Raw genomic sequence first — 14624 nt, forward strand, 5'->3', positions numbered from 1 at the left:
ATCTCCTCACCACTCGGCGATGGAGCCGTCCTCGTGGCTCCATACGGGGTTGCGCCAGCGATGCCCGACCTTGGCCCGCTCCTCGACGAACGCCTCGTCGATCTCCACGCCGAGCCCCGGCCCCTGGGGAATGGCACAGAAGCCCTGCTCGATGGCCAGCGCCGACTTGTCGACCAGGTAGTCGAGCACGTCGTTGTCGCGGTTGTAGTGGATGCCCATGCTCTGCTCCTGAATGAAAGCGTTGTGGCTCACCGCATCCAGGTGGAGCGAGGCGGCCAGGGTCAGCGGACCGAGCGGACAATGCGGTGCCAGGGCGACGTCGTGGGCCGAGGCCAACGCGGCAATTTTCAGCCCCTCGCTGATGCCGCCGCAGTGGGAGAGGTCGGGCTGGATGATGTCGACCATGCCGTCGGCGAGCAGGTCGCGGAATTCGAACCGGGTGTGCAACCGCTCGCCGGTGGCCAGCGGATAGCCCAGGCCGCCGGCGATGTGCTTCAGGCTGGGTAGGTGCTCGGGGGCCACCGGCTCCTCGACGAACATCGGATGGAACGGCTCCAGCTCACGCAGCAGCGCCTTGGCCATGGGCCGATGCACCCTGCCGTGAAAATCGATGGCAATGCCCACCTCGGACCCCACCGCCTCGCGGGCTTCGGCGACGCGAGCCACCGCCTCGTCGATCTTGCGGTGCGAGTCGACGATCTGCATCTCGGCAGTACCGTTCATCTTGAACGCGGTGAAGCCACGCTCCACCAGCTCCCTGGCGCCCGCCCCCACGTCGTTCGGCCGGTCGCCGCCGGTCCAGGCGTACATACGCATGCGCTCGCGCACCGCGCCGCCCAGCAGTTGGTGCACCGGCACGCCCAGGTCGCGTCCCTTGAGGTCCCACAGCGCCTGGTCGATACCGGCGATGGCGCTCATCAGGATAGGGCCGCCGCGATAGAAGCCGGCTCGGTAAAGCGTGTTCCACAGGTGCTCGATGCGGTGCGGGTCCTGACCGATCAGGTAGTCGGCAAGCTCGTGCACTGCAGCCTCCACAGTGGCGGCGCGGCCCTCGATGACCGGCTCGCCCCAGCCGTAGCAACCCTCGTCGGTCTCGATCTTGAGGAACAGCCAGCGCGGCGGCACCTGCCAGGTCTTGAGTCGAGTGATCTTCATGGTGAGCGCTCCTTGGCATGAACGATGGATTCGGCTAACGGCGCCTGGACGGACTCGGCTTGTGCGTCGGCGACGATACCCAGATCGACAGCAGTGCGTCGCAGCACGTCGACAGCGGCCGCTTCGGCTGCATCCGCATCCCGGGAGCGGATCGCCTCGAGCAGGCGGCCATGACGCGCCAGGCTGTCATCCAGGCCGGCATCGAGAGGCTGGAGGTGGGCCTGGGAGCGCTGGATCAGGGCAATGATCGAGGGACGCAGTAAATGCCCCATCTGGCGCCACACCAGATTATGACTGGCGCGATAGATGGCATCGTGGAAGGCCACGTCGTACTCCGCATGCCGCGCACTGGACTCCGGCATGCCGGCGGTACGCTGCATGCCCAGGAAGGCCGCTTCCAGGCGCTCGAGATCCTCCGCTTCGGCCGCCCGGGCTGCCAGGCGGGCGACAGCCGGCTCCGCCGAATAGCGAAAGGCAAAGATCTCGCGCAGCAGCTGAGCATCGGGCGTTTCGATATCGGCCATCCACGCGCTCACCAGCGGATCGAGCAGATGCCATTCGCCAATGTTGCAGACCACGCTGCCGCGCCCCGCGGTGCGCTCGATCAGACCAAGGGCGACCAGAGTCGCCAGGGCGTTGCGCACCTGGTTGCGGCTGACCTCGAAGTGCTGGCAGAGGTCGCGTTCACGAGGAAAGGTTTCGCCGGGGCGCCAGCGCCCGGCCAGCAACGCCTGCCCCAGCAGCCGCGCCAGGCCGTCGGCACCGCCGTGATGGCGTGGCAGCGAAGTCAGTGTCATGACGTCCTCCAGATGAGCACTGCTCAAGTGGCGAAGTGCAACGACTATAGAGCATGCCGTCACAAATGTCAGACATTTGCCCTTGCCCAAAAAGAGGCGAGCCTGGCGGCCCGCCTCCGCGCGTATCCTCAACCACCGGCGAAGGTCGCGTAGATGATGACCACCAGCGCCACCAGCAAGAGGCCCACGGGCACGGCGCCGCGCCAGGGCGTGAGATCGACCGCACCGCTGTCCTCGTGCACCCAGTCGGTTTCGCGCGGGCGCAGCTTGCCGATCACCAGCATCAAGGCCACCAACAGCACGAACACGCCGGCCACGAAGTGGAACTCATGCATGACCAGCGGCAGCCGGTCGAACGGCGGCACGAAATAGCCGGCGGCAATCAGCAGGCAGCCGCCCACCAGGGCGATCTTGGCCGCCATGGGCGGTACGCGCTTGGTCAGCAGGCCGACGATCACTACCGCGAGGATAGGGATGAAATAGATGGCGTTCATCTTCTGCAGGTAGCCGAACAGGCTCTCCTGACCGGCCAGCAGCGGCGCGATGGTCATGGTGACGAAGGCCATGATCCAGCCGAACACCTTGCCCGACTTTACCACCTGCTCTTCGCTGGCCTCCTTGTTGAGCACGCCTTTATAGAGGCCCAGGCTGAAGATGGTGGTGGTGCTGTTGAGCGCCGAGTTGAACGACGACAGGATGGCACCCACCATCACCGCGGCGAAGAAGCCGGTGAGATAGGGTGGCAGCACATTGAACACCAAGTGACCGTAGGCCTCGTCGGCCTGAATGCCCTGGTCGGCATAGAGGTGGTAGGCGATGATCCCCGGCAGCACCAGGTAGAGCGGGCCCAACAGCTTGAAGAAGCCGGTCAGCAGAACCCCCTTCTGCCCCTCGGCGAGGTTCTTGGCGGCGAAGGTACGCTGGATGATCTGCTGGTTGGTCGTCCAGTAGAAGAGGTTGATCAAGAACACGCCGGTAAAGAGGGTGGAGAATGGCACCTGCTGATCGGAGCCGCCCAGTGAGTTGAGCTTGTCCGGATCGCTCTGCTTGAGGATGTTCCAGCCCTCGAGCAGGCCACCGTCGTTGCTGACCGCCTGCAGGCCGAAGTAGACGATGACGAAGCCGCCAACCAATAGCCCGATGCCGTTCAGCGTGTCCGATACGGCCACGGTGCGCAGCCCGCCGAACAGGGCGTAGATGGAGCCGATGAGGCCTACCACCCAGACCGTGAGCCACAGCAGCAGCGTCTGCGACTCGATCCCGGTCAGGCCAGAGAGATCGAGCATGCCCTGCAACCCCATGGCGCCGGAGTAGAGGATGATCGGCAGCAGGATCACCGCATAGGCGATCAGGAAGATGACGTTGCAGATCAGCTGGGTGCCGGCGTCGAAGCGGATCAACAGCATCTGCGGCAGGGTGGCGATACCGCTGCGCAGGAAGCGTGGAAGGAAGAACAGCGCCAGCGCCACCAGCGCAATGACCGCCACCACCTCCCAGGCCATCACGCTCAGGCCATCGCTGAAGGCCGCCCCGTTGAGCCCCACCATCTGCTCGGTGGAGAGGTTGGTCATCAGCAGCGAGCCGGCGATCAGCGGGAAGGTCAATGAGCGGCCGGCGAGGAAGTAGCCGCTGGTGCTGGCATGATCGTCGCGACGGGTCAGGCGCCAGGTGATGAAGGCCACCAGGCCGGTAAAGAACAGGAACGACAGCAGGGTCAAGGCATGCATGCGGATACACTCCCTTGCAGGCGGTTGGCAGTCCGTTGGGCCAGAAAATGTCTGACATTGATGAATTGACAAGATTCTAAGCGGAAAAGGCGCGTATCGCATGCGCCTTTAGTCGCAAAAGAACGTTAAATTTTTGTAATATTACGCACTCCTTCATCTTGCCTATCGACCGACCCGGCTGCGTCTTGCCTACAGGGTTGTCAGGCAGGCTAGGCGGCACAACAATAGCCTCTCTCTCGAACTCACTCTCATGGACCTTCTTCATGCGCCGGATCGCCCTTCCTTCCATTTTCCTGCCCACCATCGCCCTCGCCTTGTTCGCTCAAGGGGCCGCCGCCGAGACCTTCCGCTTCACCGCCATCCCCGACGAGGACCAGGCGCGCCTGGTGGAGCGCTTCGCCAAGGTGGCCGACTATCTGGAGGAGCGCCTCGGCGTCGAGGTGGAGTACGTGCCGGTGAAGTCCTACAGCGCCGCGGTCACCGCCTTCCGCAACGATCAGGTGCAACTGGCCTGGTTCGGCGGGCTCTCCGGGGTGCAGGCACGCCGCCTGGTGCCGGGCTCCCAGGCGCTGGCCCAGGGCAGCGAGGACAATGCCTTCGTCAGCTACTTCATCGCCCATGAGTCCACCGGCCTCGAGCGTGCAGATGAGCTGCCCGACGAGATCGAAGGCATGAGCCTGACGTTCGGCTCGCGCACCTCTACCTCCGGCCGACTGATGCCGGAGCACTTCCTGCGCCAGCGCTTCGATGACGCCAACCCCGAGGACCTCTTCTCGCGGGTCGGCTACTCCGGCGATCACTCACGCACCATCGCCCTGGTGGAAGCCGGCACCTACGACATCGGGGCGGTCAACTACACGGTGTGGGAAGCCGCCGTGGAGGACGGCCGGGTGGATACCGACAAGGTGGGCGTGATCTGGGCCACGCCCTCTTACCCCGACTACAACTGGACTCTGCGCGGCGACGCCGACGAGCGTTTCGGCGAGGGCTTCAGCGACAAGGTACAGGCCGCGTTCCTCGAGATGGAGGATCCGGAGCTGCTCGCCACTTTCCCCCGCGAGGCGTTCATCCCTGCCGACAACGACCTCTATGCCCCCATCGAGGAGGTGGCCGAGGAGCTCGGCCTGCTGCGCTGATGGAGGATGAGCAACGTCGCCTGCTGGTTCGCTTCGACGGAGAGGATCTCGGGCATGGCGCACAGGTCGTCCTGCCCCGCCTGACCCTCGCCCTGCACGAGGGTGAGCGAGTCGCGTTGCTCGGCCAAAGCGGCGCCGGCAAGTCGACGCTGCTCGGTGAACTGCGCCAGCGGCTCGAGCGCCAGGCGGCCTGGTGCCCGCAGCATCACGGCCTGGTGCCGCAGCTCGCGGTGTATCACAACGTCTTCATGGGGCGTCTGCCGGAGCATTCGGCGCTCGCCAACCTGTGGAACCTCATCCGCCCCCTGCGCCGCCCCTGGCGGGAAGTGGCCGCGCTGTGCGACGAGCTGGGCCTGGCCGGCCTGCTGCGGCGCCCGGTGGGCCAGCTCTCCGGCGGCCAGCGCCAGCGGGTGGCCATCGCCCGCGCCCTCTATCAGGGCCGGCCGCTGTTTCTCGGCGACGAGCCAGTAGCCAGCGTCGACCCCCACCAGGCGCTGCGCCTGCTGAGCCTGATCGATTCTCGTCACACGACCTCGGTCATCGCCCTGCACCAGCGCGAACTGGCACTGACGCACTTCGACCGCGTCTGGGGATTGCGTGACGGTCGCCTGGTAATCGATGGGTCGGCCGCTTCGCTCACCCTGGCCGAGCTGGACGCGCTCTACCCCGACGCCGATGCCACGAGGCACAGCCCGGATACGCGCGACGCCAATGTCGGCGCGCTGGACGTCAACGCTCTCCCCTGCCCCCGGGGGCGGCCGTGAACGACAGCTCATCGACCCTGCCCCCATCGGGGTGGAAAGCGTGGTGGCGAGGGAGATCGCCTGGCCTGCGCCTGGCCCGGCACAGCCTGGGCCTGGTGGCACTGGCGGTGCTGATGGTGCCTTTCGCCGATCTTGCCGTGCATACCCGCGACCCGTGGGGAGAACTCGGTCGCATGGCGGCCGGCCTGGCCTGGCCCGCCTGGGGGGCACTGGAGTCGCCCTTCTCGGCATTGGGTCTCACCGTGGCCGTGGCCCTTTGGGGCACCCTGGCCGGAGTCGTATTGGGTTTGCCGCTGGCGCTGCTCTTTGCACGCTCGCGCCTGGTGCGTGCCGGCTGCGCCTCCGTGCGCGCCATCCACGAGCTGTTCTGGGCGCTGCTGTTCATGCAGGTATTCGGGCTCTCGGCGCTCACCGCCCTGGCCGCGCTGGCGATTCCCTATGCCGGCATCTTCGCCAAGGTCTACGCCGAGATCCTCGAGCAGACCCCACGTGCACCGCGCGATGCCCTGCCACCCGGCAGCGGGCGGCTGGCACGCTTCGTCTACACCGAACTGCCGCTGGCCTGGTCCCAGCTCGCCGCCTATACCCGCTATCGTTTCGAGTGCGGCCTGCGCGCCAGCGTGCTGCTCGGCTTCGTCGGCCTGCCGACGCTGGGATTCCATCTCGAGACGGCGTTTCGCGAAGGGCGCTACCCTGAGGCCGGTGCCCTGCTGTGGCTGTTCTACCTGTTGATCGCCAGCCTGCCATGGTGGGGCCACAAGCGCTTGATACCGCTGCTGCTGGTAGGCGGCGCCTGGCTGCTCGGCCCCTGGCCGAACGTTGACGGCGGGCTGCTGTGGCGCTTCGTCTCTCAGGACCTCTGGCCGGCGGCGCTGCTGGCCGGCAACTGGGCGGGCTTGATGGAGTGGCTCGCGCGCATCCCTTCGCTGGGACCGGCCATCGGCAACACCCTGCTGCTGGGCCTGCTCGGTACCGTGGGTGCGCTCGTGGTGGCACTGGCACTGTGGCCGCTGGCCAGTCGCCATTTCGGCAATCGCGCCACCCGCCTGGCCGGACACGGCGTGCTGATCTTCCTGCGCTCGACGCCGGAGCTGATGCTGGCGTTCGTCTTCCTGCTGCTGCTCGGCCCCTCGCTGCTGCCCGCCTGGCTGGCCCTGGCACTGCACAATGGCGCCTTGATAGCCTTCCTCGCGGCGCGCCACGCCGATGCCGTTACCCCGGGGATGCCAGGGCTGCCTGCAAGCGGGCGACTGGCCTACGAGCTGCTGCCGCGGGTCTATCCGGGGCTGCTGGCGCTGCTCTACTACCGCGCCGAGGTGATCCTGCGCGAAACGGCGATTCTCGGCATGCTGGGGGTCGCCACCCTGGGCTTCTACATTGAAGAGGGCTTCGACTACCTGATGTTCGACGTGGCCTTCTTCCTGCTGCTGATCACCGCCGCGCTCAATATCGCCGTGGACGCCCTCTCGCGGCGGCTTCGGCCGCGAGAGGCGCCATTGGATGACCCCTGCGCGAGATAAGCCAGGGCGTCTCAGTAGGGGTAATCGCCACCGGCCACCACGGCAGCCGTCACGGTAATCTCTACCTTGAGCTCATCGGCAGGCATCGGCGCACAGACGCAGGTGCGCGCCGGAGCATGGCCGGTGGGCACCCAGGCGTCCCACACCGCGTTCATGGCGGCGAAGTCGTGGCCGTCCTTGAGGTAAACCGTCGCCGTCAACAAATGCTCACGGTCTGAGCCGATCTCGGCCAGCAGCGCATCCACTCGAGCCAGCATGCTCTCGGTCTGCTCGGTGATGTCGCCGTGACGCGCCTCGGGCCCGGCCACCTGGCCGCACAGGTACGCGATGCCGCTGTGGATGACGGCGCGGCTCATGCGTGCCTTGGTGTCGTGACGAACGATGGTCATTGATGGTCTCCGCTGACGGTGAAAAGCTGAAATGACTGTTGCTAAAGGCTACCTCTCTTCAGCGAGGATGAGTACTCCCACGACGGTATGGTGCGATTATCGTTATATATGTCAGTATACGGCGAATCGCTATATCCGAACGAACATGACGACCTGAGCCGCAGCGGCATCCACTCAACAGCGGGGGCAGCGCCGTGCAATCCATTTTCAAACGCCTCTTGATGAGTGTCGCTGCCCTCGGGATGAGCCTCGCCTTGACCATGGCCCAGGCCGAGCAGGAGCCGACCCGCATCGCGGCGGCAGCCAGCCTGCGGGCCGCGATGGATGAGCTCGTTGCCACCTATCGGACGCAACATCCCACGGCGAGCCTCGAGGCGGTGTATGGCGCTTCGGGCAGCCTGCGGGCCCAGATCGAGAACGGCGCCCCTTTCGACCTGTTCTTCTCTGCCGACATGGCTTTTCCCCAGGCTCTGGAGGCGGGTGGCCACGCCGCGGGCGGCGTCACTCCGTATGCCGAGGGTCGCCTGGTGCTGTGGAGCGAGGATATCGACGCTTCGACACTGACGCTGGGCGATCTCGCCGATGCGCGTTTCCGGCGTATCGCCATCGCCAATCCCCGCCATGCCCCCTACGGCGCGCGCGCCGAGGAGGCACTGCGCGCCAGCGGCCTATGGCAAACGCTGGAGCCAAAACTGGTATTCGGTGAGAATATCGGCCAGGCGCTGCAGATGGTGCACAGCGGTGCGGCAAACGTGGGAATCCTGGCACTGGCCCAGATGCACGCATCGGCCATGCGGGGATCGACCTTCCACCTCATCGACTCTAGCCTGCATCAGCCGCTGGAGAACGGCTTCATCGTTACCCGCCGGGGCGGTGACGACCCCACCGCCAGGGGCTTCGCCGAATTCATGCAAAGCCCCGAGGCGCTACGGATCCTCGAAGCCTACGGATTCTCCATGCCGCGTGGCGACTGAGGCCCCGTGAAGACTGAGAGGTCACGATGTTAGGCTTGACGCCCTCCGACTGGGAGGCTCTGCGACTGACCCTGCGCCTGGCCCTGATCAGCACTGGCCTGCTGCTGGTGCTGTGCCTTCCGCTGGCCTGGTGGCTGGCCCATACCCAGCGGCGCATCAAGGTGGTGATAGAAGCCCTGGTGGCCTTGCCGCTGGTCCTGCCGCCGACGGTGATCGGCTTCTACCTGCTGATCCTGCTTGGGCCTCGCGGCGTCGTGGGCGGCACCCTGGAGCGCCTGGGCGTGGGCCACCTGGCCTTCACCTTTACCGGGTTGGTGATCGGTTCGATGATCTATTCGCTGCCCTTCGTGGTGCAGCCGCTGCAGAACGCCTTCCAGGCCATGGGGCGCCGCCCCCTGGAGGTGGCCGCTACCCTGCGGGCCGGGCCCTGGGATCGCCTGCTGTCGGTAGTGCTGCCGCTGTCGCGGCAGGGCCTGCTTACCGCGGCGGTGCTTTCCTTTGCGCATACGCTGGGTGAATTCGGCGTACTGCTGATGATCGGCGGCGGCATTCCGGGCCAGACCCAGGTGGCCTCGATTGCCATCTACAGCCATGTCGAAGCCTTGGACTACGCCTCGGCGCACCGCCTGTCGCTGTTCCTGATGCTGGTGGCCTTTACGCTGCTGACCTGCATCTACGCCCTCAACCGGCGCTTCAAGGTCGCGGGGGTGATGCCATGAGTGTATCGGGAGCCTTGCGGTTGAAGCGCGGCGATTTCGAACTCGAGGCCGAACTGGAACTTCCCGAGCGCGGGGTCACCGCGCTGTTCGGCCGTTCCGGCTCGGGCAAGACCACCCTGTTGCGCTGCCTGGCCGGGCTCGAGCGTGGCGAGGGCTGGCTTTCGGTCAATGGCTGCCGCTGGCAGCATGGCCGGCACTTTCTGCCGGTGCACCGCCGCCCCCTGGGCTACGTGTTCCAGGAAGCCAGCCTGTTTCCCCATCTGCGGGTACGCGACAACCTGCGCTACGGCTACCGGCGGGTTGCCGCCGGCCAGCGCCGCGTCGACTTCGACGAGACCGTGCACCTGCTCGGCGTCGAGGCGCTGCTCGACCGGCACCCTCATGCGCTCTCCGGCGGCCAGCGCCAGCGCGTGGCCATCGCCCGGGCGCTGCTCGCCAGCCCCCGCCTGTTGCTGATGGACGAACCCATGGCCTCACTCGATACGGCCAGCAAGGCGGAGATCCTGCCCTACCTGGAGCGGCTGCACACGCACCTGGAAATCCCGGTGGTCTATGTCAGCCATGCCCTGGAGGAGGTGGCTCGGCTGGCCGATTTCCTGGTACTGCTGGAGGCGGGCCGGGTGCTGGCCGCGGGCCCCCTGCACGAACTGCTGGTGCGCAGCGACCTGCCGCTGTCGCATGCCGACACTGCCGCCGCCGTGCTGGAGGCACGGGTCCTGGGGCACGATGCCGTGCAGCAGATGATAGAACTGGAGTGTGGCGCGGGGCGGTTATGGCTCTCCCACCCACCGGCACCCACTGGCACGCCACTGCGGGTCAGCGTCAAGGCCCGGGATGTGGTGCTCTCCCTCACCCCGCCCCAAGATTCGAGCGTGCTCAACTGCCTGCCGGCACGTATCAGCGAGATTGCCGACGATCCCCACCCGGGTCATCTGCTGGTGCGCCTGACGATCGGCGATCAGACCCTGATCTCCCGCATTACCCGCGAAGCGGCAAGGCGCCTGGCGCTGGTCGTCGGTCAGCCGGTCTACGCCCAACTACGAGGGGCTGCCCTGTCGTGACGCCTCCGTTGTCGGGCTCGCCCACGGCTTACCAGGGCGCAGGTGAGGAAATGTTCAATCCGATGGTGGCGAGGGGGCAAGCAGCGAGGCGAAGTCCTCCATCTCTTCCGCCACCGCCTCACTGGCGATGCGCTGCATGCGTTGATAACGCGCCAGGACCTCTTCGCCGAACGGAGTGATCCTGGCGCCGCCACCGCCCTTGCCACCGGTGGCGGTATTGACCAGCGGTGCCTTGAAGCACTGATTCATGGTATCCACCAGCAGCCAGGCACGCCGGTAGCTCATCCCCATCTGGCGGGCCGCCGCGGAGATCGAACCGGTCTCGGCGATGGCCTCGAGCAACTGCACCTTGCCTGGGCCCATGGCGATGGCATGGCCCAATTGAATGCGCAGGCGAGGGGTCATCGGGTCGTGGGCGGCCACGGTGCGACTCCATAGGGCAGTTTCCGCTGGATGGTAGCATCACTCACCGATAACGGCATGGCCGTGGCGCTTGCCGCCGCTGCCTGGTGCGGCGGCACGAAACTCCGATGGACGTCGGCCTCGCTGCCATACCGCAAGCTGCTATCATGCCGGCTTCCCTTCCACTTTCTGCCTTTTTACTTGCCATCGCTCAGGGAGGGCGCAATGGGCTATCGTACGCTGCTGCGGGACCACCAGGGATTGCTGGGAATCTGCTTCCTGGCCATGTTCACCTCGAGTCTCGGCCAGAGCTTCTTCATCGGCCTGTTCCAGGCGCCGATCAGCGAGCGACTCGGGTTCACCCCGGGACAATTCGGCACTGCCTATGCGCTGGTCACGCTGATTTCCGGTTTCGCCGTGCTGCGCCTGGGCCCGAGCATCGACTGGGTATCCCCGCGGCGCTTCGCCCTCCTGGTCATGGCGGCACTGGCCGCAGGCGTGCTGCTGCTGACGCTTTCGCCCTGGTGGGGCCTGGGGCTGTTGGGGCTGGGGCTGGTGCGCTTTTGCGGTCAGGGTATGATGACGCACCTGGGCAACACTCTGGCCGGACGCGAGTTCGTCAGCATGCGTGGGCGTGCTCTGGGCCTCGTCAGCATCGGCATGATGCTCGGCGAGACGCTGCTGCCGCCGCTGATCGCGGCGCTGCTGGTGTGGCTCGGCTGGCGCGAGCTATGGTGGCTGTTCGGCCTGGTGCTGGCGGCATTATGGCTGCCGCTGCTGCTGCGCGGCCCCTGGCCCGCGGCGCCCGGGCAGCGCCCCGCCCGCGGCCATCGACCCAGCGGCCCCCGCCCTTTTCGCGACGTCCGCTTCTGGCGTCTGCTGCCGCTGCTGATGACACTGCCGATCACCATGACCGGGCTGTTCATCTACCAGGCAGCGATGACCCGCGACCTGGGAAGCACCCTCGCCATCTATGCCCTCGCCTTGACCGGCATGGGCCTGGCCAAGCTGCCCGGCGCGCTGCTCGGTGGCCGCTGGGTCGATCGCCTGGGCCCGGTGCGCCTGGCGCGCCTCTACCTGCTGCCCTACGCCCTGGCGCTAGGGCTCGCCATCACTTTCGGTGGCCATCTCGGCGTGTGGGCGCTGATGGTAGGCGGCGGGCTCGCCATGGGCTCACAGGAGTCGATCGCCACCAGCCTGCTGGTGCGTATCTGGGGGGCCGAGCACCTCGGCACGGTGCGCGCCACGCTGAGCGCCGCCATGGTCTTTGCCACCGGTCTGGCCCCGGCGTTGCTGGGTATCGCGCTCGATCTCGGCGCGCACTTCTCGTTCATTCTGGCCGGCATGCTGGCCTTTCTCGTTTTCGGCTGGTGGCTCGCCCAGGGCGTCCTGCGCAGCCCCGAGGCGCGCGGAGAGTGACACGACGACGCCGGCTCCAGGCCGGCGTCGTGAGGGATTGATAAATCTGCCTAGCGCAACAGCAGCACCGGTACCTTGGCCCGTCGCAGCATGGCGGTAGTGGTACTGCCCACCAGCAGGTGACGAATGCGCGAGTGGCCGTAGGCCCCCATCACCAGCAGGTCGATGGCATTTTCCTCCTGGTAGACGCGCAGGGTCTCCTCCACCTCGCCGGCGCGAATTGTGCCTTCTGCCTCGTGGCCGGCCTCGCGCAGTGCGGCCAGTGCCCAGTCGAGCTGCGAGCGGTTGTCTCCGGTCTCGGCGCCGACGATTACCACGTGCACCGGGATACCGTTGAACAGCGGGCTCTTGGCTAGCATCTCGACGCCCTTGCGGGTGGTCTTGCTGCCGTCGAAGGCAAGCATCACCCGTTCGGGACGCTTGAAGGTCTCCGGCGCCATCAGGATCGGCCGGTGCAGGGTGCGCACTACCCGCTCCAGGTTTGAGCCCAGGTGCTCGCTGGCCCGATGGGCGGTCTCGCCGCGCTTGCCCAGCACCAGCAGGCGAATCTCGTCCTCCAGTTCGGCCAGGGTCTCGACCAGGGTGCCGTTGCGCTGGCGCGTACCCGGCTCAGCCACGCCCTCCTCGACTGCACGTTCCCGGGCCGCCTGGAGCATCAGCCGGCCCTGCTCCTGGGCCACCTTGGCGCGCTGTTCGTCGAGCTGCGAGAGCTCCTCGAGCAGGTGCTCGCGGGAGCCCAGGCCGATGTTGCCGGAGAGGTCCGCCTCGGCGGTCTGCGGGTGGTTGTCCACCACGTGCAGGAAGGTCAGCGGCGCACCCAGCGCCAGGCTGGCCCAGGCGGCGTAGTCGCACACCCCGGTGGAGAACTGCGAGCCGTCGATGGCGGCCATTACCTGTTCTGTCATCGTGTCGTTTCCCATGCTGGCATTACCGTCGTGGCGCTCAAGTACGCTGCGACGCTCGATTCGACCCAGCGGGCCGCGGCTCCTTCAAGAGGAGCACCGGCCCGCGATTGACGTCAATGGCCGCCCATCAACTTTTCCACGGCAGCCGGGTCATCGTGGATGGCATAGCGGTCGACGATGGTGGCGCTGGCCTCGTTGAGCCCGATCAGCTCCACTTCGGTGCCCTCGCGGCGGAACTTGATCACTACCCGATCCAGCGTCTGAACCGCGGTGATGTCCCAGAAGTGTGCACGCGACAGATCGATGGTGACCTTCTGCACGGTTTCCTTGAAGTCGAAGGCATTCCCGAAGCGCTCCGAGGAAGCGAAGAACACCTGGCCTACCACCCGATAGATACGGTGATTGCCTTCGTCGGCCTCTTCGGAGCCGATGTAGAGAATGTTGCCAACCTTGTTGGCGAAGAACATGGCCGCGAGCAGCACGCCGACGAATACGCCCATTGCCAGGTTGTGAGTGCCCACGGTTACTGCCACCGTGGCCAGCATCACGATGTTGGTGCTCATGGGATGCTTCTTGAGGTCGCGAATCGAGGCCCAACTGAAGGTGCCGATGGAGACCATGATCATCACCGCCACCAGCGCCGCCATGGGAATCTGCGACACCCAGTCGGCGAGGAACACCACCAAGATCAGCAGCAGCACGCCGGCCACCAGCGTGGAGAGCCGCCCGCGGCCACCCGACTTCACGTTGATCACCGACTGGCCGATCATCGCACAGCCAGCCATGCCGCCCAGCAGGCCGGCGCCGATGTTGGCGACCCCCTGCCCCTTGCACTCGCGGTTCTTGTCACTTGGCGTATCGGTCAGGTCGTCGACGATGGTGGCAGTCATCATCGACTCCAGCAGACCTACCACGGCGAGCATCACCGAGTAGGGCAGGATGATCCACAGCGTCTCGAGGGTCAGCGGCACGTCGGGCCACAGGAAGACCGGCAGGGTATCGGGCAGCTCACCCATGTCGCCGACGGTGCGGATCTCCATGCCGCTGATCATGTAGACGGCGGTGAGCACCACGATGCACACCAGCGGCGAGGGAATCGTCTTGCCGATCCTGGGCACGTAGGGGAACAGGTAGATGATGCCGAGCCCGGCCGCTGTCATGGCATAGACATGCCAGGTCACGCCGGTAAGCTCCGGCAGCTGGGCCATGAAGATCAGGATCGCCAGGGCGTTGACGAAACCGGTGACCACCGAGCGCGAGACGAAACGCATCAGGTCGGCCAGCTTGAGGTAGCCGGCCACGATCTGCAGCACCCCGGTGAGCAGGGTCGCGGCCAGCAGGTACTCGAGGCCATGATCGCGCACCAGGGTAACCATCAGCAGCGCCATGGCGCCGGTAGCCGCCGAGATCATCCCCGGGCGTCCACCGGCGAAGGCAATGATCACGGCGATACAGAACGAGGCGTAGAGCCCCACCTTGGGGTCGACGCCGGCAATGATGGAGAAGGCGATGGCCTCGGGAATCAGGGCCAGCGCGACCACGATGCCGGCGAGGGTGTCGCCCTTGATGTTGGAGAACCAGTCTTGCTTGATGGATCGGATCATTCTTCGGTCCAGTCGGTGGTTTTTCATTTCCAGCTGGCATCGGGCCAGATGG

14 protein-coding genes are annotated in these 14624 nt (G+C 66.2%); 7 read left to right on the forward strand and 7 right to left on the reverse strand.

Annotated elements, in window-relative coordinates:
* Window positions 1-6: 6 nt before the first annotated feature.
* The 3 genes from dgoD to HNO53_RS16105 all read right to left on the reverse strand — a co-directional run bounded on the left by dgoD (window position 7) and on the right by HNO53_RS16105 (window position 3679).
* Window positions 7-1155 (reverse strand): galactonate dehydratase, encoded by a 1149-nt coding sequence (gene dgoD / locus HNO53_RS16095; RefSeq protein ID WP_209473610.1) that lies wholly within the window; start codon window positions 1153-1155, stop codon window positions 7-9.
* Window positions 1152-1952 (reverse strand): FadR/GntR family transcriptional regulator, encoded by an 801-nt coding sequence (locus tag HNO53_RS16100; protein WP_209473611.1) that lies wholly within the window; start codon window positions 1950-1952, stop codon window positions 1152-1154. Before HNO53_RS16100 ends, dgoD begins: the two co-directional genes overlap by 4 nt.
* Before the next feature lie 128 nt (window positions 1953-2080).
* Window positions 2081-3679: a solute:sodium symporter family transporter gene (locus tag HNO53_RS16105; protein ID WP_209473612.1), complete on the reverse strand. Its 1599-nt coding sequence runs from the start codon at window positions 3677-3679 to the stop codon at window positions 2081-2083.
* Between the two features lie 263 nt (window positions 3680-3942).
* On the opposite strand from HNO53_RS16105, the gene HNO53_RS16110 reads away from it, so the two are divergent.
* Genes HNO53_RS16110 through HNO53_RS16120 form a run of 3 tightly spaced genes read left to right on the forward strand, consistent with a single transcriptional unit; the run spans window position 3943 to window position 7099 of the window.
* A complete protein-coding gene (locus HNO53_RS16110) occupies window positions 3943-4815 on the forward strand; it encodes a putative selenate ABC transporter substrate-binding protein (RefSeq protein ID WP_209473613.1) in 873 nt (290 codons plus the stop codon).
* The gene (locus HNO53_RS16115) at window positions 4815-5579 is read left to right on the forward strand and encodes an ATP-binding cassette domain-containing protein (RefSeq protein ID WP_209473614.1); all 765 of its coding nucleotides are present in this window, start codon (window positions 4815-4817) and stop codon (window positions 5577-5579) included. Before HNO53_RS16110 ends, HNO53_RS16115 begins: the two co-directional genes overlap by 1 nt.
* Window positions 5576-7099, forward strand: coding sequence for a PhnE/PtxC family ABC transporter permease (locus HNO53_RS16120; RefSeq protein WP_242597447.1), 1524 nt, complete (start codon window positions 5576-5578; stop codon window positions 7097-7099). The genes HNO53_RS16115 and HNO53_RS16120 overlap by 4 nt, the downstream gene beginning before the upstream one ends.
* An 11-nt stretch (window positions 7100-7110) precedes the next feature.
* Here the strand turns inward: HNO53_RS16120 and HNO53_RS16125 are convergent, their stop codons facing one another.
* Complete coding sequence (locus tag HNO53_RS16125; RefSeq protein ID WP_209473615.1) at window positions 7111-7488, reverse strand: RidA family protein; 378 nt, start codon at window positions 7486-7488, stop codon at window positions 7111-7113.
* A 260-nt stretch (window positions 7489-7748) separates the two neighbouring features.
* Here HNO53_RS16125 and modA point away from each other — a divergent pair, with 260 nt between their 5' ends.
* Genes modA through modC form a run of 3 tightly spaced genes read left to right on the forward strand, consistent with a single transcriptional unit; the run spans window position 7749 to window position 10242 of the window.
* Window positions 7749-8462 carry a molybdate ABC transporter substrate-binding protein gene (gene modA, locus HNO53_RS16130; RefSeq protein ID WP_242597641.1) on the forward strand — a complete coding sequence of 238 codons (714 nt, stop codon included), beginning with the start codon at window positions 7749-7751 and terminating at the stop codon, window positions 8460-8462.
* A gap of 26 nt (window positions 8463-8488) precedes the next feature.
* Complete coding sequence (modB, locus tag HNO53_RS16135; RefSeq protein WP_209473617.1) at window positions 8489-9181, forward strand: molybdate ABC transporter permease subunit; 693 nt, start codon at window positions 8489-8491, stop codon at window positions 9179-9181.
* Entirely contained in the window at window positions 9178-10242 is a 1065-nt protein-coding gene (gene modC / locus HNO53_RS16140; RefSeq protein WP_209473618.1) for a molybdenum ABC transporter ATP-binding protein, read from the forward strand. Before modB ends, modC begins: the two co-directional genes overlap by 4 nt.
* Before the next feature lie 54 nt (window positions 10243-10296).
* Here modC and HNO53_RS16145 read toward each other — a convergent pair whose 3' ends face one another.
* On the reverse strand, window positions 10297-10665 hold the full coding sequence (locus HNO53_RS16145) for a winged helix-turn-helix domain-containing protein (RefSeq protein WP_209473619.1): 369 nt from the start codon (window positions 10663-10665) through the stop codon (window positions 10297-10299).
* A 204-nt stretch (window positions 10666-10869) separates the two neighbouring features.
* Here HNO53_RS16145 and HNO53_RS16150 point away from each other — a divergent pair, with 204 nt between their 5' ends.
* Window positions 10870-12063 carry an MFS transporter gene (locus HNO53_RS16150; protein WP_209473620.1) on the forward strand — a complete coding sequence of 398 codons (1194 nt, stop codon included), beginning with the start codon at window positions 10870-10872 and terminating at the stop codon, window positions 12061-12063.
* 50 nt (window positions 12064-12113) lie between these two features.
* Here the strand turns inward: HNO53_RS16150 and HNO53_RS16155 are convergent, their stop codons facing one another.
* Together HNO53_RS16155 and HNO53_RS16160 are read right to left on the reverse strand one after the other, a co-directional pair.
* On the reverse strand, window positions 12114-12968 hold the full coding sequence (locus HNO53_RS16155; protein ID WP_209473621.1) for a universal stress protein: 855 nt from the start codon (window positions 12966-12968) through the stop codon (window positions 12114-12116).
* Between the two features lie 113 nt (window positions 12969-13081).
* The gene (locus HNO53_RS16160; protein WP_209473622.1) at window positions 13082-14572 is read right to left on the reverse strand and encodes a SulP family inorganic anion transporter; all 1491 of its coding nucleotides are present in this window, start codon (window positions 14570-14572) and stop codon (window positions 13082-13084) included.
* Window positions 14573-14624 lie beyond the last annotated feature (52 nt).

The sequence above is a fragment of the Billgrantia antri genome, from assembly GCF_017868935.1.
GTDB lineage: Bacteria > Pseudomonadota > Gammaproteobacteria > Pseudomonadales > Halomonadaceae > Halomonas > Halomonas antri.